This window comes from Dactylosporangium sp. NPDC051541 (genome assembly GCF_044454505.1).
GTDB lineage: Bacteria > Actinomycetota > Actinomycetes > Mycobacteriales > Micromonosporaceae > Dactylosporangium.
On sequence record NZ_JBITDU010000007.1, the window covers coordinates 364,262 to 389,207 of the forward strand.

Consider the following 24,946-nt stretch of genomic DNA (forward strand, 5'->3'; position numbering starts at 1 on the left):
ACTGCAAGCCAAAGTGACACCACATGACACCACCGGCTGCTGTCCGTCAGATTCGTCCGACCCCTCAACGAAGCGAAGGTGACTTATGGGTGAGCGTCCCGTCTCCGTCGGGCTGGCCGAGGCTGTGGCCGCCGTACGGGCCGAACTGCTGCGGGCGCAGCGGCTCGGGGCCGACTCGGCGATGCCGTTCGAGGTGGGCTCGGTCGAGATCGAGCTCGGCGTCGAGCTGGAGAGCAGCGGCGGCGGCAAGTTCGGCGTCAACGTCTACGCCGTCGAGGCCGGGATCGAGGGCAAGTCCGGGCGCACCGCCACCCACAAGCTGACCGTCACCCTGCACCCGAAGGACCGCGCGACCGGCGGATCGGCCACGATCTCCGGCCACCACGACGCCGACCCGCTCGGCTGATGCCGGCGGGGACCCGGCCGGCCGTCGCCGACCCCGGCCGGGTCGTCGCGATCAGCCCGGACCGGCCGGCCGCCGACGGCTCGTGGTCGTTCGGCACCGGCTACCTCATCGCGCCGCGGCTCGTCCTGACCGCGGCCCACGTCCTGCCCGATCTGACGGCCCCGGTGAATGTGCGGCGGCGCGCCGAGCGGAGCACCGCCCGGGTCGTCTGGTCCGGCCTCGACGTGGCGCTGCTGCACATCGACGACCCCGGCTGGGCGCCGCCGGTCGCCGGGCCGTGCCGCTGGGGCCGGTTCACCACCGCCCAGCCCGGCCTGCCCTGCGCCGCCATCGGCTACCCGCTGTCGCAGGTGCCCACCGGCGCGCGCAGCGGCGAGGAGCGCACCGCCGAGCACGTCGCCGGGCACATCAACCCGATCACCGGCGAGCCGATCGGCCGCCAGGTCGCCGGCCGCTACGCGATAAGCGTCGACGACGCGACCCCGCTCACCACCGCCCCCGGGCAGACGCCGTGGGCCGGCGCCTCCGGCTCCGCCGTCGTGTGCGGGGCCGGGCTCGTCGTCGGCGTCATCGTCACCGACGAGCTGGCCTACCAGCACGGCCGGCTGACCGCGGTGCGGGCCGAGCGGCTGTTCGCCCGGCCCGGGTTCCGGGCGGCCGTCGCGGCGGGCGGCGGCGGCACACCGTGGCTGGAGTCGGTCGAGCTCGCCCCGCTGCTCGTCGAGCCGACCCCGGCGCGGACCGGCGCGCCCCCGGCCTACCTGCTGCTGGCCGAGAACGAGGTGGTCCGGTTCCGGGGCCGCCGCGCCGAGCTCGACCGGCTGCTGGCGTGGTGCGACGAGCGGCCGGGTTTGCAGGCCCGGCTGCTCCACGGCGGCGGCGGGCAGGGCAAGACCCGCCTGGCCCGCGAGCTCGTCGCCCGGCTGCGCGGCGCGGGCTGGCTCGCCGGGGAGCTGCGGCGGCGGGTCGACCCGGACCGGCTGTGGCTGCTCGGCTCGATCGCCGGGCCGACGCTCTACGTCCTGGACTACGCCGAGACCGCCACCCCGGACAGCGTCGACGCCGTCATCCGGGAGCTGGCCGCCTACGCCGGTGAGCACCCGGTCCGGCTGCTCCTGCTCGCCCGCACGGCCGGGGAGTGGTGGGACGAGCTGCGGGCCCGGCTGCTGGTCGACGCCGAGGCGGTCGGCCTGGCCGCGCTGGAGGACTCGGTGCCGGGGCGCGAGGCCGCCTACCGCACCGCGCTGGCCGACTTCGCGACCGCCCGCGGCACATCGGGCCCGGACCACCCGGACCCGCCCGACCTGACCGCCGGACACTTCGGCTCGGTGCTCGCCATCCACATGCGCGCCCTGGCCGACCTGCTGCAGGCCGGCCCCGACCCGGTCGGCGGGGCCGGCCCCGCCCCCGAGGACATCCTGCTCGCCCACGAGGAGCGCTACTGGTCGGCGTACTGGAGCGAGCGGATCGGCTTCCCCGAGCCCCGGCACCGCTCGCTGCTGCGCCGGGCCGTCGCCGCCGCCACCATGTACGGCGCCGCGACCCGGGCCGAGACCATCGGCCTGCTGCGGTCCCTGCCCGGCTGGACCGAGGAGCGGCCGAACGTGTGGGAGTTCGCGGCCGACTGGCTCCACGAGCTGTATCCGCCGCCCGCCGACGGCTACCTCGGCGGCCTGCAGCCCGACCCGCTCGGTGAGCACCTGGTGGCCGGGGCCGTCCGGGACACCCCGGGGCTGGTCACCGACCTGCTGCCGGCCGGGGCGGGGGATCAGATCGAGCGCGGGCTGACGGTACTGTCCCGAGTCGCCGCCCGCCACGACGGCATCGCTGCCCTCACCACGGCCACGTTCGCGGCCGCGCCCCGGCGGCTCGCCGCCCACGCCGTCGCGGTGGCCGTCCGGGCCGAGCAGCCGGAGATGCTCGTCGCCGGCCTCCGCGCCGCCCTGGCCGCGCTGCGGTCCGGCCCGGCCGCGCCGGACATGGACACGGACACCGCCCTGGCCGAGCTCGCCGACGCGCTGCCACCGTCGACGATCGTGCTGGCCGAGTACGCCGTCGAGGTCATGGCCGCGTTCGCCGAGGCCGTCGAGCCGGGCCCGGGCGAGCCGCCGGACCTGCTGCACTGCGACCTGCTGGCGGCGCTGGCGCTGCGCCTGTCGATGGTCGGGCGCTACGCCGACGCGCTCGCCACGGGCGAACGGGCCCGCGACGCCCTCGACACGATCGACGCCGACCCCGACGGCCCGGACGCCGAGGCCCGCCGCGCCACCCGGCTGTCGGTGCTGACCAGCGTCGGCCTGGCGCTGCAGGGCCAGCTGCGCTACGACGAGGCCGCGCGGGTCCAGCGGGAGGTCATCGACCTCGTCCAGCGGGCCGCCGACGCGGACGGCGCCGGCCGGGCGATCCTGCTGTCCAACCTGGCCGCCATCCTCGCGCTGGCGGGCCGGGACGGCGAGGCGACGACCTCAGCCACCCAGGTCGGTGCGCTGCTGGCCGAGCGGGGCGCCGTGGAGCCGCTGCTGCTCGGCCCGGCCCTGGCCGGCCTGTCGATGGCGGAGCCGCGCGGCGAACGCCGGATCGAGCTGCTGACCGAGGCGGTGGCCAGCGCGCGCGAGGGTGTCCGGACCGACCCCGACGTCCACGCGATGAACCTCGCGCTGTGTCTGTCGCTGCTCGGCGGGGCGCTGTACGAGGAGGATCAGAGCCAGCTCGCCCGGGCCGGCCTCGAGGAGGCCGTCGCCATCCTGCGGGCGATGCGCCGCTCGAACCCCGGCCTGGCCGACAAGCTGCTGGTCGGCGCGCTCACCACTCTCGCCCGGGTGCTGCACGACCTCGGTCTGGACGCCGAGGCGCTCGGCCCGGCCGAGGCCGCGGTCGCCCACATGCGGGCCGCGTTCGGCCGCGAGTTCGACGACGACCTGGCCTCGATCCTGACGCTGCTGGTCGGCGTGCGGGAGCGGCTGGAGCGGTTCGCGGACATGGAAATCGCGGCCGAAGAAGCCCTGGAGGTGTACCGCCGCCTCGCCTACCTCGCCCCCGAGCCGTACCTCCCGATGGTGTCCCGCCTGCTGCGCGATCGCAGCCGGGCGATACAGGAGCAGCGCGGCGCCGCGGCCGCGATCGCCTCGGAGGACGAGGCGCTGCGCATCGACCGGGCGCTGTTCGCCGACGCCCCGGAGACGTTCCGGTCCCGGTTCGCCCGGGCCCTGGGCAGCGCGGCCGGGACCTACGGCCTGGCCGGTCGCCACGACACCACGGAGGCGTTGCTGGCCGAGGCGGAGCTGGTGCTGCGGGGCGGGCCGGGCGACACGCCGGCCGAGCGGCGGCTGCTGGCCGACGTGTTCCTGATGCGGGCCCGGATGTATCAGCTGCAGCGCCGCTTCGACCGCGCGCAGGAGCCGGCCCGGGCGGCGGACGCGCTCTATCGCGGGCTCGCCGAGGCGGACCCGGCCGCGGCCCCCGGCCTGGAGGTCGACCGCTGCGACACGGCCGAGGTGCTGGCGATCGCCGCCTCCGCGCGCGGCGACCACGACGAGGCGGTGGCGGCGGCCGAGGTCGTGGTCGGGCTGCGCCGCCGGCACGCGGTCGCCGACCTCAACGCCGTCTGGCCGCTCATCGGGTCGTTGACGGCGCTGGCCGGCATGCTCGTCGACGCCGGGCGGCCGGTGGCCGCCCTCGGCTTCGCCGATGAGGCCATCCGGCTGTCCGGCCCGGTGGACAGCGCGCCGCCGCAGCCGTTCGAGCGGCGGTTCGGGCTGGCCGAGGCACTGATCGTGCGGGGCCTCGCGCTCGCCGCGACCGGCGAACCGGAGCCGGCCGCGGCGTCGGTGGCGGCCGCGGTCGAGCGCCTGGACCGGCTCGACCCCGAGCTCGGCGGGCTGAGTCACCTGAGCGACGCCCTGCTCGACGGGGCCGCGGCCGTCTACGGCCGGCTGCTGCCGGTGCTCGGCGACCGGATCGCCACCGGAGCCGTCGCACTGCTGGTCAAGCTCTGCCTGGCCCACGAGCGGTACGGGGCACTGCGCCTGTTCGCCGAGCCTGCCGTCCTGGCCGGCCACCGCCCGGCCCCGCTGCTGCTGCTGGCCGCGCTGGACCGGCTGGAGCGCGATGCGCTGGACGGGGTGGCCGAGCTGCTGGCCGAGGCGCACGACCGGGGCGCGACCGGCGCGATGCTCGAGCTGATGGGCGAGCTCAACGCCGAGTGGTGTGCGCGGACGGGGCAGCCGCGGCCGCCGTGGACGGTCGCCGGGTAATCGAAGCCCTTGACAGTCCGGGCCCTAGGCGCGAGGCTCGGAGAGCGCTCTCCCGCCCTCCTGGCCGGGGACGCGTTGCGGTCACCGCCATGACCTGAACGGAGCATCATGCCGTCACTTCGCCGTGCCCTGCTCGCCGCCGGCCTCGTCACCGCGCTGGCCGGTGGGCTCCTCGCCGGGGCCCGCGCCGCCGAGGCGGCCGACCAGCCCTGGCGCGACGCCACGCAGACGCCCGCGCAGCGCGCCGACGAGCTGCTCGCCGCCATGACCCAGGCCGAGAAGCTCACCATGCTGCACGGCGGGGCCGGCTGCGGGTTCGCCGGCTGCGTCGACGCCAACACGCGGCTCGGCATTCCGCAGATCCGGCTGCAGGACGGGCCGGTCGGGGCCGGGGACGGGTTCACCGGGGTCACGCAGCTGCCGGCCCCGGTGGCCGCGGCCGCGACCTGGAACACCGCCCTCGCCCGGCAGTACGGCGAGGTGCTCGGCTCCGAGCAGTGGGGCAAGGGCACGAACGTGGTGCTCGCGCCGACCATCAACATCGTGCGCGACCCGCGGTGGGGCCGGGCGTTCGAGTCGTTCGGCGAGGACCCCTACCTGGCCGGGCAGGTCGGCGCGGCCGACATCCAGGGCATCCAGAGCCAGGGCCCGATGGCCCAGGTCAAGCACTACGCGGCCTACAACCAGGAGACGAACCGCAACACATTGTCGGACAACGTGATCGTCAACGCGCGGACCCAGCGCGAGATCTATCTGCCCGCCTTCGAGGCCGCCGTCCAGCAGGGCCAGGCCGACTCGGCGATGTGCTCCTACTCGGCCGTCAACGGGGCGTTCGCCTGCGAGAACGGGCCGCTGCAGAACGACGTGCTGAAGCGGGACCTCGGGTTCACCGGGTTCATCACCTCGGACTGGGGGGCCACGCACTCGACGGTCGCCTCGGCCAACAACGGCCTGGACATGGAGATGCCGGGCAGCCAGTACTTCGGGTCGGCGCTCACCACCGCGGTGCAGAACGGGCAGGTGGCCCAGGCGACGATCGACGACCATGTGCGGCGCATCCTGCTGTCGATGTTCCGCCGCGGCCTGTTCGACAAGGCGCAGACCGTCAACACGGCCGCGGTCGTCACGACGGCGGCGCACGCGGACGTCGCGCGGCAGGTCGCGCGGGACGGCGCAGTACTGCTGAAAAATGCTTCGAATGCCCTTCCGCTCGGCAGCGGCGCGACCGTCGCCGTCATCGGCCCCGGCGGCGGCACCCGGGCCATGGTCCAGGGCGGTGGCAGCGCGGCGGTCAACGCGCCCTACGTCGTCACGCCCTTCGACGCGATCCACGCCCGCAGCGCCTCCGCCGTCTACGCCCCCGGCATCCCGGCCGCCGACGGCGCCCTCCCGCCGGTCCCGGCGAGCGCGTTCACCGGCCTGACCGCGGCCTACTACAACACCACCGACCTGTCCGGCAGCGCGGTGCTCTCGCGGGCCGAAAGCGCGATCGACAAGGTGTGGGGCGGCGCCGCCCCGGCACCGGGCGTGAACGCGACGAACTGGTCCGCGCGCTACACCGGCACCCTCAAGCCCGCCGCGACCGGCACCTACCAGTTCTCCCTGACCAGCGACGACGGCAGCCGGCTGCTGATCAACGGCCAGCAGGTCATCAACAACTGGTTCAACCAGGGCAGCACCACCCGCACCGGCTCGATCGCCCTCACCGCCGGCCAGAACGTCAGCGTCGAGGTCGACTACTTCCAGGGCGGCGGCGCCAGCAACCTGACCCTGGGCTGGTCCGCGCCCGGCCAGTCCGTGCACGACCAGGCGATCGCGGCGGCCCGCGGCGCCTCGACGGCGCTGGTGTTCGTCGACAAGTTCGAGTCGGAGGGCTCCGACCTGGCCGGCATCGACCTGTCCGCGGCCCAGAACCAGCTCGTCGCCGACGTGGCCGCGGCCAACCCCAACACCGTCGTCGTGGTCAACAGCGGCTCGGCTGTCACCATGCCGTGGCTCGGCAGCGTGCGGGCGGTCATCGAGGCGTGGTACCCGGGCCAGGAGGACGGCAACGCCCTCGCCGCCCTGCTCTACGGCGACGCGAACTTCACCGGCAAGCTCCCGGTCACGTTCCCGGCCCGGCTCACCGACGTCCCGGCGAGCACCACGGCGCAGTGGCCCGGGCAGAACGGGCAGGTGTCGTACTCCGAAGGTCTGAAGGTCGGCTACCGCTGGTACGACGCGCAGAACGTCGCCCCGCTCTTCCCCTTCGGCCACGGCCTGTCCTACACCACCTTCGCCTACGCGAACCTGACCGTCGCCGCCCCGGACGCCACCGGCCGCGTCGCCGTCGCCTTCGACGTCACCAACACCGGCCCGCGCGCCGGCTCCGAGATCCCGCAGGTGTACATCGGCCAGCCCGCGGCCACCGGCGAGCCCCCGAAGAACCTGCGCGGCTTCGCCCGGGTCACGCTCAACCCGGGCCAGACCCAGCGCGTCTCGGTCACCCTGGACGCCCGCAGCTTCCAGTACTGGGGCACCACCTGGACCACCACCGGCGGCACCCACCAGGTGTACGTCGGCGCGTCGTCCCGCGACATCCGCCTCACCGGCCAGGCCACGATCGGCGGGACGCCACCGGCCGACACCCCGTTGCCCCGGACCGGCTGGACGGCCACCGCCTCGGCCACCGGCGGCGCCGATGTGCCGGCCCGAGCCCTCGACGGCAACACCGCCACCCGCTGGTCGACGGGCACCCCGATGGTCAACGGCCAATGGTTCCAGCTGGATCTGGGTACCGCCCGCACGTTCGCGAAGCTGCGGATGGACTCGGCCGGCAGCGCCAATGACTACGCCCACGGTTATCAGATCCTGACCTCGCCCGACGGGGTTACCTGGAGCGTCCCGATCGCCACCGGCACCGGCACCGCCGCCCTGGTGACCGCCGCGTTCCCGGCCCAGACGGCGCGGTACGTGCGCATCGTCCAGACCGGCACGTCGAGCAGCTGGTGGTCGATCGCCGAGCTCAACCTGTACGCGTGACGGCTCCACGCCGGCCGGCGGCCCTCAGCGGTAGGTCCGCCAGCCGAGCGTGATCGCGAGGCCGAGGCCGAGGGTGGCGATGATGCAGCGCATGGCTCGGGGTGGGGAGCGGCGGACGATGGCCGGGCCGAGGCGGCCGCCGATGAAGCCGCCGAGGCCCAGCGGCAGCACCGCGAGCCAGTGGACCGGGCCGAACAGCGCGTAGGCGACGGCGGCGACGGCGTTGGCGGAGCCGAGCAGGACGTTCTTCATGGCGTTGCCGCGGGCGAAGGTTTCGGGGGTCAGGGCGAGCATCAGGGCCAGCATCATGATGCCGGCGGCGGCGCCGAAGTAGCCGCCGTAGGCGCCGATCAGGAAGACGCCGCCGAGCAGGGGCCAGCGCTGCTCGTGGTCGGTCGCGGTGGCCCGGCGGGGGAGCAGGATCGCGGCCGACGCGAGCGCGATCAGGCCGGGCACGACCAGTTCGAACGACGAGGCCGGCGCGAGCAGCAGCAGGGCTCCGCCGGCCACACCGCCGGCGACGGCGGCCGCGATCAGCCGGCGGAGGCGGCGGGCCTGGCCGGCCAGTTCCGTCCGCGAGCCGGCGATCGACCCGACGCTGCTGAACACGAGCCCGACGCTGTTGGTGACGTTCGCCGCCACCGGCGGCAGCCCGACCGCGAGCAGCGCCGGGTAGCTGACCAGCGACGCGACGCCGCCAACGGCACCGACGAGGCCACCGCCGACGCCGGCCACGAGCAGGACCGGATACATCCACCACGACACCCGAGCATGATCTACCGCGGGCGGCCCGAGGTCCAGCCGTCAGCGGTCCAGCCGATGCGCGAGGCGGGGGTGGGCGCCGGCCGCATCGAGGGCGAGCAGGAGGTCGGCGGGCGGGTCGTGGACGAGGACTTCGCACATCGGGGTCCAGCGGCGGCGACACTGGGTGTTGACGTCCAGGTCCGCTTCCAGCAGGCGGGGCAGGAGCTCGGTGTGGTCGAACTGGTGGATGTGGTGCAGCAGCGTGCGGCCCAGGCCGTCACGCAGGTGCGGGTCGAGGTCCGCGTCGAGCAGCGCCAGGACCGCCCGGCTGCCGCCGTGCTCGATGCGAAGCCACAGGTCGCGGCGGTACCGTCGCAGGCTCTTCGGCAGTTCGGAGTCCTTGCCACCGGCCCGCCAGGCCGCCTCGATGCGGAAGCAGGCGCTGGCCTCGCCGCCCAGGTCCCGCAGCGTCAGCTCGGCCGGCCGCTCGCCGTCGGTGTGGTCGAGCAGCTCGAGCCGACCGGCCCGGACGGCGATCTCGTGCCACACGCCCCGGCAGCGCACCCGGACGCGCTCCGCAACGGCCGGCGGTGCCGATTCCGGCGCCGCGACCGAAGCCGCCAGCAGGGCCGGGTGCAGGCAGAGTTCGGCCCGGTACGGTCCCGGCGGCGGGTCCTTGACCCAGGTCACCCGCAGCTGCTCCGCGGCCGTTTCCAGGCGCAGGAACCAGTTGAACCCCGGCGACGGGTTCGGGCGCGGATAATGCTTGGTCCGCAGCGACCAGACGGCCTGGCCGAACTGGGCCGCGACCCGCCGCAGCTCGTGCGCGGCGAGCAGCGGGTCGGTGCGGTCGAGGAGGTCGGCGCCGACCCGGCTCCAGAAGGACTGCTCGACGCTGTCGTCGAGGTGCCAGCCGGCCGCCGTCCAGGCCGCGGCGCCGGGCGGCTCGCGCAGAGCCGGCGGCCGTTCACCGGTGCGGCGGGCGTCCCACAGGTATGGCGGCAGCGGGACGACCGGCCCGGCTCCCAGGTCGCCGAGGCGGGCGATGTGCAGCGTGAGCCGCTGCGAACTCGTCCGCCAGGTCGGGGCCCGGACCTCGAGCACGACGGTGTCCGCGCCGACCGGTCCGTCCGGCGCGAGCACGTATCGGGCGCCGGGCCACAGCACGCCCGACCCGTTCCGCGACCGGGGCAGGTTGAGGCGCAGCAGCTCCGGCGCCAGTCCGGCCAGCATCCCGGCGGCCGCGTCCACATCCGCGTCCGAACGGGCGACGACGGTGATCCGGGCGGCCGCGCACGCCGCTCGCCAGTCACCGCGGGCCCGAGCCTCGGCGCACTCGGCCGCCATCCAGTCGGGCAGCACATGCCGCCGCAGCTGACCGTCCACTGTGCTCAGTGCGGCAACGCGCCGGTGAGGAACACGGCGGTCACGGCGGCGACGTGGTCGCGCAGCACCGGGTTCCCGCTCATCGACCGTCACGATACACCGCTGCTGGCGTGGAGTGACCCGGCATCGGCGGTCTCAGGCGGCGCCGTCGGCGAGGGCGTCACCGGTGGGGGTGCGGCTGTAGTACACCTCCTTGCCGACGCGCTGGCCGACGGCCAGGCCGCCGCCGCGCAGGACGGCCAGGTGCTGGCTGACCGCGCCCGTCGTCAGTGACAGGCGGCGGGCGAGGGCGGTGGTCGTGGCCGGCTCGGCCAGGGCGACGAGCATGCGGGCGCGGCTGCGGCCGATCAGCGCGGCCAGGCCGTCGGGGGCCGGGGGCGCAGTGTCCTGCCAGAGCGTGCCCACGCCGGCGATCGGGTAGGCGACCATCAGGCGGTACGGCGCGTACATCGCCGCGACCGCGGGCCAGTGGAAGGCGCTGGGCACCAGGACCAGGCCCTCGCCGCGCGGCTCCTCGACGTGGGTGTGCGGGCGGTCGATGTGCAGCCGGTCGCCGGTCCAGGTGACGGCCGGGTGCAGCGAGCCGAACAGGGCGTGGGCCCCGCCGGCGGCGAGGATGCGGGTCCGGCGCAGCACGTCGGCCTCGAGCCGGTCGTGGACCCGGGTCCAGTACTCGCGCAGGCACACGTCCCAGTAGCGTCCGATGGTGGCGGCGACCCGCTCGACCCCGGCCGCCGGATCGTCCAGGAACGCGCGGACGGCCGGCGAGCGCCGCGGCCGCAGCCGGCCCACCTCCACGCGGGCGGTCTCCGGCGCGGTCGCCCGGACCCGTTCGAGCTCGGCCGGGAACGCCGGCGACTGCTCCTCCGGCGGCGGGGTCAGAAAGTCCGGCAGGTATCCGTCCGGCGGCACGAGCGCGAACAGCTCGTCGATCCCCTCGATCCCGGCCAGGCGCGGCCGCACGGCGCTGGCCCACGGGCGGTGCACGACCTGCCGGGCCGGGTCGGCGAGCGTGCGCACACTCGCGATCAGCTCCCAGACCGGCGAATACGCGAACCGGATCCGCGCCACGTCGTCCGGGCCGAGCAGCCACGTGATCGCCATGCACCCAAGCGTAGAAGCCGCGGTGGCGGTGGCGGCCCACCGGCCGCCACCCCGTACGTCCGAGTTCTCCGACCGCCGCAGTCGATAAGGCGGTACAGCCGCCGGGATTTTCCGAAACGTACTCCACGTGCCGGGGCCCATTCGCCTGAGCCGAAACATCGAAACATTCATTCACCTCGCGTGTCCGGCCCGTTTGACCACGCGGATCACCGGGGCCACCTCGAATTGTCGATTGCCCGCCCGCGGGTGAACGGCTTTGATCGGTACTCGTGACAATCTACGATGAGCTCATCCGCCCGGATCGGTATCCGCGCTCGTCCCGATACGACCCGGCCTGGCTGCTCGACCTGGACATGGGGCCAAATCCGTTGTGGCTGCTGGAGGACCTGGCTCAGGACCTCGACCTGCGGCCGGGGATGCGGGTGCTGGACCTGGGCTCCGGCAAGGGCGCGACGTCCGTGTTCCTGGCCCGTGAGTACGGCGTCCAGGTCGTGGCGGCCGACTGGTGGATCGCGCCGGATGAGGCGGCGGCCGTGTTCGCCGAGGCCGGCGTCGCCGATCGGGTGACCGCGGTGCGGGCCGAGGCGCACAACCTGCCGTTCGCGAAGGACAGCTTCGACGCCATCGTCAGCATCGACGCCTTCGAGTACTTCGGGACCTCCGACTGGTATCTGCCGTATCTGGTGCAGTTCCTGCGGACCGGCGGCCGGCTCGGCATGTCGACGCCGGGCATGACCCGGGAGATCCGGGAGCTCGGGGCGATCCCGGCGCCCGTCAAGGAACTGTTCGGCTGGGAGCCGATCGCCTGGCACACCCCCGAGTGGTGGCGCTTCCAGTGGGAGGTCACCGAGCTCGTGACCGTCACATCGGCGCGGCTGCAGGACGACGGCTGGCGGGACTGGCGGCTCTGGACCCGGGCGGTGGCCGAGCACACCGGCGACTGGACCGGCCGGGCCCACAGCCGCCAGGCGGTCATCGACCTGCTCACCGCCGACGCCGGCGAGTTGCTGGGCTTCGCGATGGTGACCGCGACGAAGCTCTGACGGTGGTGACGAAGGACTGGTCGCCTAGCGGTGGTAGGCGGCGGCGATGTCGAGGGCGATCTCGATGGCCCGGGCGGCCAGGGGCGAGTGGGTGCGGCCGGCCGGCCAGAGGAGGTAGATCTCCCGGGGCGGGAACGCCGGCCGCAGGTCGTGGACCGTCAGGGCCTCGTCGACACCGTCGAGGACCAGGCGGGGCAGGACCGCGGAGCCGATGCCGGCCCGGACCATCGACAGGACCGCCTCGTTGCTCGTCGTGCGGAACACGGTCCGCGGCCGCACGCCGGCCCGGGCGAACGCCTCCTCGACGCGGGGCTGGTCGCAGACGGCGGGCCAGGCGACCATCGGGGCCTGGTGCAGGGCGGTGAGCGGGACTGGGCCGGGCGGGAACGTGCCGCGCCGGGCGACCAGGGCGTAGGGGTCGTCGAGGAGTTTGCGGTGCTCGACGTCGCCGGTCGCGCGGCCGTCGAAGAAGACCAGGTCGAGGTCGTCGACGCGGGGCGGGTCGGTCTCTTCTTCGAACAGGCGGATGTCGCAGTCGGGGTATTCGGCGCGCAGGCGGCGCACGAGGACCGGCAGGATCACCGTCGACAGGCTCTGGAACGTGCCGATGTCGACCCGGCCGTCCCCGGCCCGGAACCGGTCGAGGGCCGCGGCCATGGCGTCGGCCCGGGCCAGCAGGTCGCGGGCGTGGGTCAGGACCACGCGGCCGAGCGGGGTGATCGTGACCGGTTTCGGGCCACCGGGGCGGTCGAACACGGCGCCGCCGACGGCCTTCTCCAGCCCGGCGATCTGCTGGCTGACCGTCGACTGGGTGTAGCCGAGGCGGGCGGCGGCGCGGCCGAACGAGCCCTCGTCGACGATCGCGGCCATGGTGGCGAGCTGGCGCAGGTCCACACCAGGTATTCTATCGGCTCCGGCGATCGACACGATCGGAACCAATCGTTTTTCTGGATGTCCGGTCGCGGCTAGCGTGATGGTCATGGCCACTTTCGTACTGATTCACGGCGCCGGCGGGTCGGCCTGGGACTGGCATCTGCTCGAGCCCGAGCTGCGGGCCCGCGGCCACGACGTGATCGCCCCGGACCTGCCCGACGACGAGCACTCGGACCTGCACGCCTACGCCGACACGGTCGTCGCCGCGGCCGACGGGCACCGGGACCCGATCGTCGTCGCGCACTCGTTCGGCGGGTTCACGGCCCCGCTCGCCGCCGAACGCCTCGGCGCGGCCGCGATCGTGTATGTGTCCGGGATGGTGCCGGCACCCGGTGAGCGGCCCGCCGACTGGTGGAAGAACGCCGGCCATCCGGGGTGGGACGACGACGACCCGTTCGTGGTGTTCTACAACGATGTGCCGCGCCCGCTCGGCGAGGAAGGGCTGCGGCGCTCGCGGACGCACCCGTCCGAGGTGGCGAACAATCAGCCGTGGCCGCTTTCGCGCCTCCCGGCAGTACCCGCCAAATTTGTCCTGTGCACTTTGGACCGATGCCTGCCCGAGTCATTGCTGCGCCGGGTCGTGGCGCAGCGGCTCGGCATCACACCCGACCCGATCGAGGCCGGTCACTGCGCGGCGCTGAGCCGGCCGGCCGCGCTCGCCGACCTCCTGCACGGCTATGCCTGACGGGGCGCGGTCGGCGATCTGGGTGCCGCTCTTCGACCCCCTCGCCGATCCGCTCGCCGTCACGCGCCTGGCCGCGCAGGCCGAGGAGGCCGGCTGGGACGGGTTCTTCGTGTGGGACCACGTGCGGTGGCAGAGCCCGATCCGGCAAGTGGCCGACCCGTGGGTCGTCCTGAGTGCGATTGCGGTGGGTACTGCCAGTCTCCGCATCGGCACCATGGTGACCCCGCTGCCACGCCGCCGCCCGGCGAAGGTCGCACGCGAAACCGCGACCCTGGACCGGCTCAGCGGCGGCCGGCTCACCCTCGGCGTCGGGATCGGCGGGGACCGCTCGGGCGAGGAACTGTCCCGCCTCGGCGACGAGACCGACGACCGCCGCCGCGGCGCGATGCTGGACGAGGCACTGTCCATCCTGGAGGGTGCCTGGTCCGGCGCCCCAGTCCGCCACCGCGGGGAACACTACACTGTGGACGATGTCGAGTTCCTCCCGCGGCCGGTGCAGGAGCCGGGCGTGCCGGTGTGGGTCGCGGCGTTCCCCGGCTACACCAGACCACTGCGCCGCGCCGCCCGGTATCAGGGCTTCTTCCCGGTCAACCTGGAAAGCCCCGACGCCCTCGCGGCCGCGGTCGCGAAGGTGACGGCGCTGCGGGCCGACCCTTCGGCACCGTACGACGTCGCGGCCGAACTCCCACCCGGCGACGACCCGGCCCCCTACGTCCGCGCCGGCGCGACCTGGCTGCTGACCGCCTTCGACCCGGCCACCCTGTCCCTGGACCACGTCCGCGGCGTCATCCGCGACGGACCGTCCTAGGTCCGGGCCCGGTCGAACACCACCGACCACGGCCCCGGAGCGCCGAGGATCCGCGCGGGGGCGTCGTCGCGAGTCTCGAGGACTTCCCGGACGAGGTCCCCGAACCGGGCCGTGGCCGGGTGCGGGGCCCGCCGCGGCCACACCGCCGACGTCTCCTGCCACAGCGGATCCCCGGCCAGGGGCCGCCACGCGACCCGCGGCTCCCGCCGGACCGCGTCCTCCCGCTCCAGCCCGACCCCGAGCCCGGCCAGGACGAGCCCGCACAGGAACTCCGGGTTGCGGGCGTGGCGCACCCGCGACGGTGTGAACCCGAGCTCCCGGCAGCGGCTCAGGAGGGTGTCGTACCAGTCCGGCGCCGTCGCCCGCGGGAAGACGACCAGCCCTTGCCCAGCGAGCCGGCCGGCGGTGAGCTCGGGGAGCCGCGCGAGGGGCGAGGCGCGGGGCAGGACGACCCCGAGCCGCACCCGGGTGACCGGCCCGCACTCGAGGTCGGCGGCGTCAACCGGGTGGTGGACGAGGCCGACGTCGAGCCGCGCGGACGCGAGGAGGTCCAGCTGCTCGGCGGTGGTCAGCTCCTGCAGGTCCACGTCGAGGCCCGGGGCCTGCTCGCCGAGGCGGCGCAGCAGCTCGCCGAGGGCCGCGGCCGGGGTCTCCGGCGGCACCCCGGCCCGCAGCGGGCCGACGTCGCCGTCGCGGATGCTGTGCATGAGTGCCCGCAGCCGCCGCTCGGCCGCCAGGAACTGCGGTGCCTCGTCGCGCAGGGCCCGGCCGGCCGCGGTCAGCTCGGTGCCGCGGGGGAGCCGGTCGAACAGGGTCACGCCCAGCTCCCGTTCGAGACGGCGCATGGCCTGGCTGAGCGGCGGCTGGGCGATGCCGAGCACCTCCGCCGCCCGGCCGAAGTGCAGCTCCTCGGCGACGACCAGGAAGTATCGCAGGTGCCGCGACAGGTCCCCCATACAGTGCACCTTATGTCGATCAGGGACATTTTCGCCGCCGCCGGGGTGCACGGGCGTCTGCACGTGTGCGACATCGACTCGGACCGGGCGGTCGGGCTGGACGCCGACGCGCCGGTCGTGCTGTCGTCCATCGTCAAGGTGCTGCTGGTCCTGGAGTTCGCCCGGCAGGTCGCGGCCGGTGTCCTCGACCCCGCCGAGCGGGTCGTCGTCGGCGTTGAAGACCGATTCGGCGGCTGGGGTACCGCGGGCTGCTCCGACGACATCGAGCTGTCCTTGCGGGACCTGGCGTACTTCGCCATGTCCGTCTCCGACAACACCGCCGCCGACGTCCTGCTGCACCGGCTCGGCGGGCCCGACGTCCTCGGCCTGCTGGCGGCCGAGCTCGGGCTGCACCGCACCCGGATCGTCGGGGGCCCGCGGCAGCTGCTCGAGTCGATGTTCGCCGACATCGGGGCCCGGGATGACGCCGAGTTCGCGCGGATCTTCCCGAGCCTGCCGCCGGAGCGGGTGGCGACCCTGCGCGTCTTCGATCCGGGTCGGACCACGGCCAGTACCCCCGAAGACATGACGAAACTGCTCGGCCTGATCTGGCGGGACGAGGCCGGGCCGCCACCGGCGTGTGCGGCGGTGCGCGGGCTGATGGCGCGGCAGATGGCCTGGACCCGGCTGCGGTCCGGGTTCCCGGCCGAGGTGCGGGTCGCGGGGAAGACCGGCACGCTGCCCGGGCTGGCGATGGAGATCGGGGTCGCGGAGTACCCCGACGGGGGCCGCTACGCGATCGCGGTCTTCGCCGGCGGCGCCGGGCGCATCCCCCGCATCGACGTCGACCTGGCCCTCGGCCGGGCCGCCGCCACCGCCGTCGACATGCTGCGTGACCAGCGCTGATATCCATCCCGATATGGGCGGTTGCCGGGTCTGGTCTTGGACAGGCCGGACCGGGCGGTGCTTGGGTTTGCGCCATGGCCGACACACCAGACCTGAACCGCCGTACCCTCATCCGCACCGCCGTCGCCGCACCGGCCGCCTTGGCCGCACCGGGTCCCGCGGCGTTCGCTTCGACGGCGGCCGGCTCCCGTTCCGCGACGTTTCGCTGGTTCGGTACCGCCGGCTGGCGCATCGACATCAACGGCCGCACGGTCCTCGTCGACCCGTACCTCAGCCGCTATCCGACGGGCCTGTTCACCGGCGCGTTCAACCCGGCCACGCCGCTGCGGGTGGACGCCGACGCGATCGGCCCGCGGATCGGCAAGCCGGAGACGGTGCTCGTCACGCATACGCACTGGGACCACTTCAACGACGTGCCGCACATCGCGCGGACGGTCCCCGGCGCGCGGGTCTTCGGCACGCTGACCGCCTACCACCTGGGGCTCGCGTCCGGCGTGGCGACCATCCCGGTCAAGGGCGGCGAGTACCTCGACTTCGGCGACTACACCGTCGAGGTCGTCGCGTCGCTGCACAGCCGCAACGCCGCCTACACGCTGGCCTTCCCCGGCGTGCGGGTCACCGCGCCGCCCGCCCCGCAGACGATCGCCGACCTGCCGGAGGGCGACACCCTCGCCTACCAGGTGACGATCGCCGGCGGCGCGAAGGTCTTCTTCATGGGCGGCAGCGACTTCGTCGAGCGCAACCTCACCGGCCTCGACCCGGATGTGGCCATGCTCGCCCTGCCCTCCGGCGGCGTTGTCCACGACTACGCGGGGCGGCTCCTCGCCGCGCTCGGGCACCCGCGGGTGGTCGTGCCGGTGCACTGGGACAACTTCGAGACGCCGCTGCGCAACCCGCCCGCCGTGGCCGCCTCCGACGCGGCGAAGCTCGACGCGTTCATCGCCGCGATCCGGCGGGCGTCGCCGCGCTCCCGGGTGCTGCGGCCGGAGTACGACACCCCCTACACGTTCTGAGCCTCGGCCTTCTTGAGGTCGGTGATGTCGATGCAGAACTCGGAGATGTTGCCGTCGCCGAGGTCGCGGCCGGCGAACAGCATCCACCGCCGCGACCCGTCCTTGCAGAAGTACTCCTTCTGATACGGCCCGATCCGGCCGGTGGCCTCCAGAACCGCCATCTGCTCCTCGCTGGTCGGCATCCACTCCGGCGGGGTCAGGTCCTGCCAGCGCAGCAAGCGCTGGTCGACCTCGGCCCGGGTGTAGCCGACCATCCGCAGGAAGACGTCGTTGGCGTCGACCAGGGTGCCGGACTGGTCGAAGAACAGGACGCCGACGCGTTCGGTCTCCAGCACCCGCCGCAGCCGCTCCTCGCTGGCCCGCATGGCCTCGTCGGCGGTGCGGCGGACCCGGGACAGCTCCAGCTGGGCGCCGACCCGGGCCAGGAGCTCCCGGGACGAGAACGGTTTGACGATGTAGTCGTCGGCGCCGGCGAGCATGCCCTCGATCGCGGTGTGCTCGCCGGCCCGGGCGGTGACCAGGACGACCGGGGTCCGCGCCAGGGCCGGGTCGGCGCGGACGGTGCGCAGCAGGGCGAAGCCGTCCATGCGCGGCATCATGACGTCGGCCAGGATGAGCCCGGGCCGGGCCCGCGCGGCCGTCTCGAGCGCCTCGTCGGCGGTGCGGGCCTCGAGCACGGGCCAGGCCCCGCCGAGCAGCCGCACCAGGTAGTCACGCATGTCGGCGTTGGCGTCGACCACGAGCACCGGCGCGCCCGCCGGCTTCCCGGCCGCGGGGAGGTCCACCGGGCCGTCCAGGCCGAGGGCGGCGTCGTGCTCCTCGCGGACGTGGTCCCACTGCGCGGCCTCCTCGGCCATGGCCGCGGCGAGGCCCCCGGCCCGGGCCGGCGGGCCCGGGCGGTCGGCCCGCCGGATCAGCGGCAGCCAGACCGTGAAGGTGCTGCCCCGGCCCTCCTCGCTGGTCACCCGGGCCCGGCCGTGGTGGCGCCGGACCAGCTCCTCGACCAGGGCCAGGCCGATGCCGGCGCCCTCGTTGGAGCGGCCGTGGGTCTCCGGCACCCGGTGGAAGCGCTTGAACACGTAGGGCAGGTGCTCGGCCGGTATGCCGACCCCGCTGTCGCGGACCACCAGCTCCGTGTGCTTCGGCAGGGTGCGCAGGACGACCTCGATCTTGCCGTCCCAGGTGAACTTCAGCGCGTTGGCGACCAGGTTGGCGACGATCTTCTCCCACATCTGCGGGTCGACCGACACCGGAGCCGGCAGCGGGGCCGCATCGACGACCAGCTTGAGCCCGGCCGCCTCGGCCGCGTTGCGGAAGGTCAGCGCGGTGTCGGCGGTCAGCGCGGCCAGATCCGTCGCCGCGTACTGCGGCCCCTGCCGGCCGGGCTCGGCCGGTGCCAGCTCCAGTAGGGTGTCGACCAGCCGCAACAGCCGGCGGGCGCTGCGCTGCACGAGCTCGACGTCGCCGCGGCGGGCCGGGATGGGGTCCCCGGCCTGCTGGAGGAGCTCCTCCAGCGGGGCCAGCATGAGTGTCAGCGGGGTCCGGAACTCGTGGCTGACGTTGGCGAAGAACTCGGTCTTGGCCCGGTCGAGCTCGGCCAGCCCTTCGGCCCGCCGGCGCTCCTGCTGCCGGGCGTGCGACTCGGCGACCTTGGCCGTGACCGTCTCGCCGACGACGGCGAGGAACTCGCGGTAGCCGTCGTCCAGCGCCAGGCGCGGGTGCAGGGCGAGCACCAGCACGCCGGCGACGTCGTCCCGGCCGTGGTCCGGCAGCGGGTGCAGGATCGCGCACTCCGGCGTCAGCTGCTCGGGGCCGACCGTGTGCCCGCGGAAGCGCGCGGCGAGGTCGTCGAACAGCAGCGGCCGGCGGGCCTCGGCCGCCTGGTGCAGCGGCCACTCGGCGCCGGCGGTCAGCCGCAGTTGGTGCGGCGCCAGCACGCTGCCCGCCTCGACCCCGGCCGCACCGGCCAGGTCGGCCAGCGTGCCGGACGCGTCGAACCGGTAGGCCGCGGCGAACAGCAGGTCCTCCGCCCGGCCGAGAATCGCGAGGGCGCCGGCCAGTGCCTCCCGCCGGTCCCGCGACGGCGGTGCCGCGGCCAGCTGGTTGACGATCCGCAGCCGCCGGGCCGCGAGCACCTCGGCGGTGCGCTCGTGGGCCGACTGCAGCACGCCGGCGACGGCGCCGTGCTCGTCCCACAGCGGTGAGTAGGTGATGTCGAACCACGCGTAGCGGGCCCGGCCCTGCCGGTCGAGGAGCCGGCGGGCGGCGCGCTGGTGCAGCGGCTCGGTCATCGGTCGGGTCGGCGGCCACAGGTGCGGGCCGGGCCGCGCGAAGTCCTCCGGGTGCCGCACGCCGCCCGGTTCGGCACCGCTGTCGTTGTACAGCATGATCCGCTGCTCGCCCCAGAGCACGAGCATCGGCACCGGCGAACCCATCACGAGCCGCACCACCGTGCGCAGCGCCGCGCTCCAGCCCGCCACCGGGCCCAGCGGCGTGTGCGCCCAGTCGACGTCGCGGGCGATGCCCGCCACGGCCGACGGGCCGCCGAAGATCTCCCGGACCGCGTCGACCTCCGCGCGCGGCCGGGGCAGCGCACCGCCGGAGACGACGTCGGCGATGACACCGCCGATCTCGTGCAGCGGCAGGACGAGGTCGGCGCCCGCCTCGGCCGCGGCCCTCGGCATCGACGGCTGCTCGGCGGTGTCCTCGCTCTGGGCGATGACGACACCGCCGACCGCCTTCAGCTCCGCCGCCCCCGCCGCTCCGTCCCGGCCCATCCCGGTCAGCACGGCCGCCAGGGCCCGCCCGCCGAACGACTCGGCCAGGGACTTGAGCAGCGCATCGTGCGGAAACTCGCGGGCCCCGCCGGGCGTGGGCAGCACCGCGCACGTGCCGTCGGGGAAGCACTCGATCCGGGACCGGGGCGGGCACACGATCGCGACACCGGCCGTGATCCGCGCGCCGTCCCCGGCCCAGACGACCTTGCGACCGGCCTGCCGCTGCAGAACCGAGACCAGTGCGCTGCCCTGGGCGCCGAGGTGCTGCTGCACGATCACCGCCGCCGGCAGGTCGTCCGGCAGCGCCCGCAGCACCGTCGACAGCGCATTGATCCCGCCCGCCGACGCGACCAGCGCGACGACCTCGATCCGCTCACGACCGTCCACGAAGCGCCCTCCTTGGCCATTGGGCAGCGTGGACTCAAGTCTCTACCCGCCGGGCGGTCCGCGGCGAGGTGAGTCGCGGGGAACTACAGGATCGTGATGGTCCGCTTCTGCACGCCCCAGGCGTCAGCCTCGGCCCCGGGCAGCCACACGTCGACGATCTGGCCCTGGATCCACGTGCCGATGTCGGCCGCGTAGCAGTACCCGTAGCCGTCGACCTTGAACCGGGTGCCCCACGGGATGTATCGGGTGTCGACCGCGCAGATCCCCAGCGCCGTGTTGATGCCGCTGGCCGTCTGCCCGAGGTCGTTGTACGACGTGACCTCGTACTCGAGCTGCGTCCCGGCCGGGATGGCGTAGGGCTGCACGGCCCCGCTGTCGGCGAGGATGTACGGCTGGGACAGCGCGCCGGTCGAGGCGTCACTGCCGTCGGAGCGCAGGGCCACGACCGTGTAGTGCGCGTTGCGACACGGCGCGGTGTCGGTCACGGACAGCGTCGCCTGGCCCCAGTCGTCCACCCAGCCGACCGACTGGCTGTTGCGCCACACCCGGTAGGCGACGGCCCCGGCCACCCGGCTGAACGTGATCGTGACGCTGGAGCCGCTGAGCGCGCCGGTCACGGTCGAGGGCGCGGGCAGCCGGCCGCTGAGGTCGTACTGCGGTGCCTGGCTGGTCGCGTTGTGGCTGGGTCCGATGGTGCGGACCGGCGGGGTGACGGTCGACCAGAACGAGCAGGCGGGCAGGCTCGTGCCCGGACCGGTACCACCGGTGGGGCTGGCGGTTGGGCTCTTGCTCGGGCTGTTGCTCGGACTCGGACTCGCACTCGGGCTCTTGCTCGCGCTCGGGCTCGCGCTCCGGCTCGGGCTCGGGCTTGCGCTCGGGCTTTTGGTGGGCGTCGGACTGCTGGTCGTCGGCGTGCCACCGGCGCCGGACGTGAGAACGAAGTCGTCGGCGTAGTACGTCGGCTGCCCGTACCATCCATGCACGAACACGGTCACGCTGGTCGTCGTCGCGCTGGTCGTGAACGACGTGCTGAGCTGCTGGAACGCCCCACCGCTGGACGGTGTCCAGATGCTGGCTCCGGACGCGCCGATGTACACGTAGCTGCCGTTGACCCAGGCGCTCAGCGTGTACGTCGTGTTGGGCGTGACCGGCACCGACTGCGTGCACTGCGCGGTGTCACTGGCGCTTGGCGTCGCCTGCAACGCGGCGGCGCCGGAGTGGACGGTGCCCGCCGCCGCGCCGGCGGTGCCGCTGCACGCCCACCCGGACAGCCCGGACTCGAACCCCGGGTCACCGATCGCGTTCGTCGCAGCACTCGCCGGCAGGACCACCGCAGCGATCGCCACCACCGCGGCCGTCACACACCCGGCCGCGATCGCCGGCCCGCTCCACCTACGCATGCATCGATGAAAGTGGTACCCGACGCCGAATGTCAAGGTTTGTTAACTAATCCTGAAGCAGCCGCGGCGTGTAGGCCCGTGCGGGGGTCAGTCCGGCAGGACCGGCTTCTCCCAGACGGACACGTGCTGGGTACTGTCGCTGGTGAACGGCTCGCGGTGCCAGTTGGCCCACCGGTCGTGCAGGTGCAGCCCGGCGAGCTGTGCCATCAGGTCCAGCTCGGCCGGCCACACGTAGCGGAACGGGATCGAGCGGAAGCCGCCGCGGCCGTTGACGACCTCGACGTAGTTGGAGCTCATCGACTGGGTCGCGACGTCGTACAGGTCGTAGGCCCAGCGGGTGTCGCTGACGTGGAACGGTACGACATCCTGCCCCGGAGGCAGCCGGCGCAGGTCCGGCATCATCACCTCGATGACGAACCGGCCGCCGGGCTGCAGGTGCGCGGCGACGTTGCGGAAGCAGGCGACCTGCGCGGCCTGGGTCGTCAGGTTCATGATCGTGTTGAAGACCAGGTAGGCCACGGAGAACGCGGCGTCGACCCGGGCGGTGGCGAAGTCGCCGATGGTCACGCCGATCGCGTCGCCGCCGGGCTTCTCGCGCAGCCGGGCGACCATGGCCCGGGACAGGTCGATGCCGTGCACCCGCACGCCGCGGGCGGCCAGCGGCAGGGCGATGCGGCCCGTGCCGATGCCGAGCTCGAGGGCCCGGCCCCCGTCGGCCAGCTCCTCCAGCGCGTCGACGATCGGCTCGACAACCGCCGGGTCGGCCATGTCCGCCGACGACTCGTCGTACTGCGCTGCGACCCGTTCCCCGAAGTACCCATCCGAATCGATCACCGCCGGACCCTATCGTGTGCCGCTCAGCGGAGCCGGAGCACCACCAGGCCGCGGACGACCCCGGCCACCAGGGTGCCGTCGTCGCCGAGGGCCAGGCTCCGCACGGCGTCCTCGATCGGCAGCCGGTGCCGCAGCGCGCCGGTGTCCAGGTCCCACACCCGCACGGCCCCGCCGTCGTACGGAGCGGTCGCGGCCACGGGCCGGTCGCCGAGCCGCCCGCAGGCGATCGTGCGCTGCTCCGCACCGGCCGCGATCGGCTCGGCCGCGGTCTCGATGACGGTGCCGCCGGCCCGCAGCCGCAGCCGGTGCAGGCCGCCGTGCCGTCACGTCCCGCATGGACTCGCCGCGGTCCGGGACCGGTTCCCGGCCGGGCGGGTAGTAGGCCCCGGTGTCGGGCAGCGGGTCGGCGGGCGGGGCGACGAACTCGTGCCGTAGGCCGCGGCCGTCCACATCGGACACCCGGACCCGGGCCCGCTGGTCCACGGAGACGGCGAGGACCCGGCCGTCCGGCCGGGTGACGCAGGCGACCGCGATCGGCCGGTGGTCGGTGAGCAGGACCGGGCTGGCGTCGTCGAGGTCCCAGGCGCCGGCGGCCGGAGTACAGCTCGCCGACGCCGCCGTCCACGGCCGCGATCGTCTGGTGCGGATGCTCCGGGGCGGCCAGCATCCAGCGGGCCGACCAGGGCAGGTCGAGGTCGTGGCCGATGCGGTCGGCGAGCTGCTCCGCGCCGGTCCGGCGGGCCGCCAGCTGCAGGGCCGCGGCCGCCGGACCGGGCCCGGCGCGCAGGTAGGCCACCGCCCGCCGGTAGGCGCCCGCGACCGCGAGGGCTTCCGGGTCGGCGACCGCTTCCAGGGCCGCGAGCAGGTCGCCCGGCTCGGCGCGCAGCAGATACCCGGGGTCGAGCACGAGCCGGTCCAGCACCCGGTCAAATTCAGTCGTGCTCGGGGGCGCTGGTGACGTGGTGGTCGGCGGCGTTGAGGACCTCGGCGACGAGGCGGCGGACGTGGCCGCCGCGGGCCCGGTATAGGACCCGGCGGCCGTCGCGGCGGGTGCTGACCAGGCCGGCCAGGAGGAGCTTGGCGAGGTGCTGGGAGACCGCGGGGCGGGCGGCGCCGACGGCCGCGGTGAGGGTGGTGACGTCGTGCTCGCCGTCGCGCAGCTCCCACATCAGGCGCAGGCGGGTGGGGTCGGCCAGCATCCGCAGCGCGACGACGGCCGCGTCGATCTGCGCGGCGTCGGGGGCCTCGTGCGGCGCGCCGGTCATCGGTGGTGGGCCGCGACGGCGTCGTGGTGGCGGGCCCGGTCGGGGCCGTCGGGCTCGGCGTGGACGGCGGCGGCGGTGAGCCTCGGCACCGAGTGGATCAGGCGGTGCTCGGCGTCGTGGGCGATGGCGTGGGCCTGGACGATGGTGGCGGTGGCGGCCACGGCGATCTGGCACTCGGCGCGCAGCTGGTGGCCGATCCAGCGCAGCCGGACCTCGCCGATGCCGCGGACCTCCGGGGTGTCGCGCAGGGTGGCCTCGACCTGGTCGACGAGGTGCGGGTCGACGGCGTCCATGAGGCGGCGGTACACCTCCCGGGCCGCGTCTTTGCCGACGATGAGGATCGCGACGGTGATGAGCAGCCCGACGGCCGGGTCGGCCCACCGCCAGCCGATCGCGACACCCCCGGCCCCGGCCAGCACCGCCAGCGAGGTGAACCCGTCGGTGCGCGCGTGCAGGCCGTCGGCGACCAGCGCGGCCGAGCCGATGCGGCGGCCCACGTTGATCCGGTACCGCGCCACGAGCTCATTGCCGGCGAAGCCGATGACGGCCGCCGCGGCGACATACCCGAGATGCCGGACGTCGGCGGGGTGCCGCAGCCGCTGGATCGCCTCATAGGCCGCCAGCACCGACGACGCCGCGATGCACGCGACCACGAACAGCCCGGCCAGATCCTCGGCCCGGCCGAATCCATAGGTGTACCGCCGGGTCGCGAGCCGGCGCCCGAGCACGAATGCGATGCCCAGTGGTACCGCGGTCAGCGCATCGGCCACGTTGTGCAGGGTGTCGCCGAGCAGCGCCACCGACTGCGAGAACACGACGACGACGGCCTGCAGCCCGGCCGTCACGCCGAGCACCGCCAGGGAGATCCACAGCGCGCGGACGCCTTCGCGGGACGACTCCATCGCCGCGTCGACCTTGTCGGCGGCGTCGTGCGAGTGCGGCTTGAGCAGGTGTCCGTGTCCGTGATGGTGATGGGGCTCGCCGGTCATGCCTCCACCATATGTGCTCATGTACGCACGCGACAATGCTGCAAGTACCAATCCCGG

Annotated in this window: 20 protein-coding genes; 9 read left to right on the plus strand and 11 right to left on the minus strand. The window is 74.4% G+C overall.

Annotated elements, in window-relative coordinates; all coding sequences use genetic code 11:
• Positions 1 to 85: 85 nt before the first annotated feature.
• From ACIA8L_RS30870 to ACIA8L_RS30880, 3 genes are all read left to right on the plus strand, one after another.
• The gene (locus ACIA8L_RS30870) at positions 86 to 406 is read left to right on the plus strand and encodes a trypco2 family protein (RefSeq protein WP_395910095.1); all 321 of its coding nucleotides are present in this window, start codon (positions 86 to 88) and stop codon (positions 404 to 406) included.
• A complete protein-coding gene (locus ACIA8L_RS30875; RefSeq protein WP_395910096.1) occupies positions 406 to 4,659 on the plus strand; it encodes a trypsin-like peptidase domain-containing protein in 4,254 nt (1,417 codons plus the stop codon). The genes ACIA8L_RS30870 and ACIA8L_RS30875 overlap by 1 nt, the downstream gene beginning before the upstream one ends.
• Positions 4,660 to 4,767: 108 nt before the next feature.
• Positions 4,768 to 7,680 carry a glycoside hydrolase family 3 C-terminal domain-containing protein gene (locus ACIA8L_RS30880; RefSeq protein ID WP_395910097.1) on the plus strand — a complete coding sequence of 971 codons (2,913 nt, stop codon included), beginning with the start codon at positions 4,768 to 4,770 and terminating at the stop codon, positions 7,678 to 7,680.
• Positions 7,681 to 7,704: 24 nt separating this feature from the next.
• Here ACIA8L_RS30880 and ACIA8L_RS30885 read toward each other — a convergent pair whose 3' ends face one another.
• The 3 genes from ACIA8L_RS30885 to ACIA8L_RS30895 all read right to left on the minus strand — a co-directional run bounded on the left by ACIA8L_RS30885 (position 7,705) and on the right by ACIA8L_RS30895 (position 10,914).
• Positions 7,705 to 8,445 carry a sulfite exporter TauE/SafE family protein gene (locus ACIA8L_RS30885; RefSeq protein ID WP_395910098.1) on the minus strand — a complete coding sequence of 247 codons (741 nt, stop codon included), beginning with the start codon at positions 8,443 to 8,445 and terminating at the stop codon, positions 7,705 to 7,707.
• A gap of 39 nt (positions 8,446 to 8,484) precedes the next feature.
• Positions 8,485 to 9,810, minus strand: coding sequence for a hypothetical protein (locus tag ACIA8L_RS30890; RefSeq protein ID WP_395910099.1), 1,326 nt, complete (start codon positions 9,808 to 9,810; stop codon positions 8,485 to 8,487).
• Between the two features lie 135 nt (positions 9,811 to 9,945).
• Positions 9,946 to 10,914 (minus strand): DUF5937 family protein, encoded by a 969-nt coding sequence (locus ACIA8L_RS30895; RefSeq protein WP_395910100.1) that lies wholly within the window; start codon positions 10,912 to 10,914, stop codon positions 9,946 to 9,948.
• 269 nt (positions 10,915 to 11,183) lie between these two features.
• Between ACIA8L_RS30895 and ACIA8L_RS30900 the strand changes: the two genes are divergently transcribed.
• Positions 11,184 to 11,957 carry an SAM-dependent methyltransferase gene (locus tag ACIA8L_RS30900; RefSeq protein ID WP_395910101.1) on the plus strand — a complete coding sequence of 258 codons (774 nt, stop codon included), beginning with the start codon at positions 11,184 to 11,186 and terminating at the stop codon, positions 11,955 to 11,957.
• Positions 11,958 to 11,981: 24 nt separating this feature from the next.
• Here the strand turns inward: ACIA8L_RS30900 and ACIA8L_RS30905 are convergent, their stop codons facing one another.
• Positions 11,982 to 12,851 carry a LysR family transcriptional regulator gene (locus ACIA8L_RS30905; protein WP_395910102.1) on the minus strand — a complete coding sequence of 290 codons (870 nt, stop codon included), beginning with the start codon at positions 12,849 to 12,851 and terminating at the stop codon, positions 11,982 to 11,984.
• Positions 12,852 to 12,936: 85 nt separating this feature from the next.
• Between ACIA8L_RS30905 and ACIA8L_RS30910 the strand changes: the two genes are divergently transcribed.
• Positions 12,937 to 13,575, plus strand: coding sequence for an alpha/beta fold hydrolase (locus tag ACIA8L_RS30910; RefSeq protein WP_395910103.1), 639 nt, complete (start codon positions 12,937 to 12,939; stop codon positions 13,573 to 13,575).
• The gene (locus ACIA8L_RS30915) at positions 13,568 to 14,383 is read left to right on the plus strand and encodes an LLM class flavin-dependent oxidoreductase (RefSeq protein ID WP_395910104.1); all 816 of its coding nucleotides are present in this window, start codon (positions 13,568 to 13,570) and stop codon (positions 14,381 to 14,383) included. The genes ACIA8L_RS30910 and ACIA8L_RS30915 overlap by 8 nt, the downstream gene beginning before the upstream one ends.
• Here the strand turns inward: ACIA8L_RS30915 and ACIA8L_RS30920 are convergent.
• A complete protein-coding gene (locus ACIA8L_RS30920) occupies positions 14,380 to 15,339 on the minus strand; it encodes a LysR family transcriptional regulator (protein WP_395910105.1) in 960 nt (319 codons plus the stop codon). The genes ACIA8L_RS30915 and ACIA8L_RS30920 overlap by 4 nt on opposite strands.
• Before the next feature lie 12 nt (positions 15,340 to 15,351).
• On the opposite strand from ACIA8L_RS30920, the gene ACIA8L_RS30925 reads away from it, so the two are divergent.
• Positions 15,352 to 16,224, plus strand: coding sequence for a serine hydrolase (locus ACIA8L_RS30925; protein ID WP_395910106.1), 873 nt, complete (start codon positions 15,352 to 15,354; stop codon positions 16,222 to 16,224).
• A 74-nt stretch (positions 16,225 to 16,298) separates the two neighbouring features.
• The gene (locus ACIA8L_RS30930; protein WP_395910107.1) at positions 16,299 to 17,237 is read left to right on the plus strand and encodes an MBL fold metallo-hydrolase; all 939 of its coding nucleotides are present in this window, start codon (positions 16,299 to 16,301) and stop codon (positions 17,235 to 17,237) included.
• On the opposite strand, the gene ACIA8L_RS30935 is transcribed toward ACIA8L_RS30930, so the two are convergent.
• The 4 genes from ACIA8L_RS30935 to ACIA8L_RS30950 all read right to left on the minus strand — a co-directional run bounded on the left by ACIA8L_RS30935 (position 17,225) and on the right by ACIA8L_RS30950 (position 22,832).
• Positions 17,225 to 20,401 (minus strand): chemotaxis protein CheB, encoded by a 3,177-nt coding sequence (locus ACIA8L_RS30935; protein ID WP_395910108.1) that lies wholly within the window; start codon positions 20,399 to 20,401, stop codon positions 17,225 to 17,227. The genes ACIA8L_RS30930 and ACIA8L_RS30935 overlap by 13 nt on opposite strands.
• 83 nt (positions 20,402 to 20,484) lie before the next feature.
• Positions 20,485 to 21,801 (minus strand): carbohydrate binding domain-containing protein, encoded by a 1,317-nt coding sequence (locus ACIA8L_RS30940; RefSeq protein ID WP_395910109.1) that lies wholly within the window; start codon positions 21,799 to 21,801, stop codon positions 20,485 to 20,487.
• Between the two features lie 87 nt (positions 21,802 to 21,888).
• Positions 21,889 to 22,635 (minus strand): class I SAM-dependent DNA methyltransferase, encoded by a 747-nt coding sequence (locus ACIA8L_RS30945; RefSeq protein WP_395910110.1) that lies wholly within the window; start codon positions 22,633 to 22,635, stop codon positions 21,889 to 21,891.
• A 23-nt stretch (positions 22,636 to 22,658) separates the two neighbouring features.
• On the minus strand, positions 22,659 to 22,832 hold the full coding sequence (locus tag ACIA8L_RS30950) for a hypothetical protein (RefSeq protein WP_395910111.1): 174 nt from the start codon (positions 22,830 to 22,832) through the stop codon (positions 22,659 to 22,661).
• A gap of 350 nt (positions 22,833 to 23,182) precedes the next feature.
• Here ACIA8L_RS30950 and ACIA8L_RS30955 point away from each other — a divergent pair, with 350 nt between their 5' ends.
• Positions 23,183 to 23,593 carry a hypothetical protein gene (locus tag ACIA8L_RS30955; protein WP_395910112.1) on the plus strand — a complete coding sequence of 137 codons (411 nt, stop codon included), beginning with the start codon at positions 23,183 to 23,185 and terminating at the stop codon, positions 23,591 to 23,593.
• Here the strand turns inward: ACIA8L_RS30955 and ACIA8L_RS30960 are convergent.
• Both ACIA8L_RS30960 and ACIA8L_RS30965 read right to left on the minus strand, forming a co-directional pair.
• Complete coding sequence (locus ACIA8L_RS30960; protein ID WP_395910113.1) at positions 23,568 to 23,900, minus strand: ArsR/SmtB family transcription factor; 333 nt, start codon at positions 23,898 to 23,900, stop codon at positions 23,568 to 23,570. The genes ACIA8L_RS30955 and ACIA8L_RS30960 overlap by 26 nt on opposite strands.
• Complete coding sequence (locus ACIA8L_RS30965) at positions 23,897 to 24,889, minus strand: cation diffusion facilitator family transporter (RefSeq protein WP_395910114.1); 993 nt, start codon at positions 24,887 to 24,889, stop codon at positions 23,897 to 23,899. The genes ACIA8L_RS30960 and ACIA8L_RS30965 overlap by 4 nt, the downstream gene beginning before the upstream one ends.
• Positions 24,890 to 24,946 lie beyond the last annotated feature (57 nt).

Coding starts and splice junctions, on each gene's coding strand:
- ACIA8L_RS30965 (WP_395910114.1), bottom strand. CDS start 24,889: ATGACCGGCGAGCCCCATCACCATCACGGACACGGACACCTGCTCAAG.
- ACIA8L_RS30880 (WP_395910097.1), top strand. CDS start 4,768: ATGCCGTCACTTCGCCGTGCCCTGCTCGCCGCCGGCCTCGTCACCGCG.
- ACIA8L_RS30875 (WP_395910096.1), top strand. CDS start 406: ATGCCGGCGGGGACCCGGCCGGCCGTCGCCGACCCCGGCCGGGTCGTC.
- ACIA8L_RS30940 (WP_395910109.1), bottom strand. CDS start 21,801: ATGCGTAGGTGGAGCGGGCCGGCGATCGCGGCCGGGTGTGTGACGGCC.
- ACIA8L_RS30910 (WP_395910103.1), top strand. CDS start 12,937: ATGGCCACTTTCGTACTGATTCACGGCGCCGGCGGGTCGGCCTGGGAC.
- ACIA8L_RS30960 (WP_395910113.1), bottom strand. CDS start 23,900: ATGACCGGCGCGCCGCACGAGGCCCCCGACGCCGCGCAGATCGACGCG.
- ACIA8L_RS30930 (WP_395910107.1), top strand. CDS start 16,299: ATGGCCGACACACCAGACCTGAACCGCCGTACCCTCATCCGCACCGCC.
- ACIA8L_RS30895 (WP_395910100.1), bottom strand. CDS start 10,914: ATGGCGATCACGTGGCTGCTCGGCCCGGACGACGTGGCGCGGATCCGG.
- ACIA8L_RS30925 (WP_395910106.1), top strand. CDS start 15,352: ATGTCGATCAGGGACATTTTCGCCGCCGCCGGGGTGCACGGGCGTCTG.
- ACIA8L_RS30915 (WP_395910104.1), top strand. CDS start 13,568: ATGCCTGACGGGGCGCGGTCGGCGATCTGGGTGCCGCTCTTCGACCCC.
- ACIA8L_RS30920 (WP_395910105.1), bottom strand. CDS start 15,339: ATGGGGGACCTGTCGCGGCACCTGCGATACTTCCTGGTCGTCGCCGAG.
- ACIA8L_RS30870 (WP_395910095.1), top strand. CDS start 86: ATGGGTGAGCGTCCCGTCTCCGTCGGGCTGGCCGAGGCTGTGGCCGCC.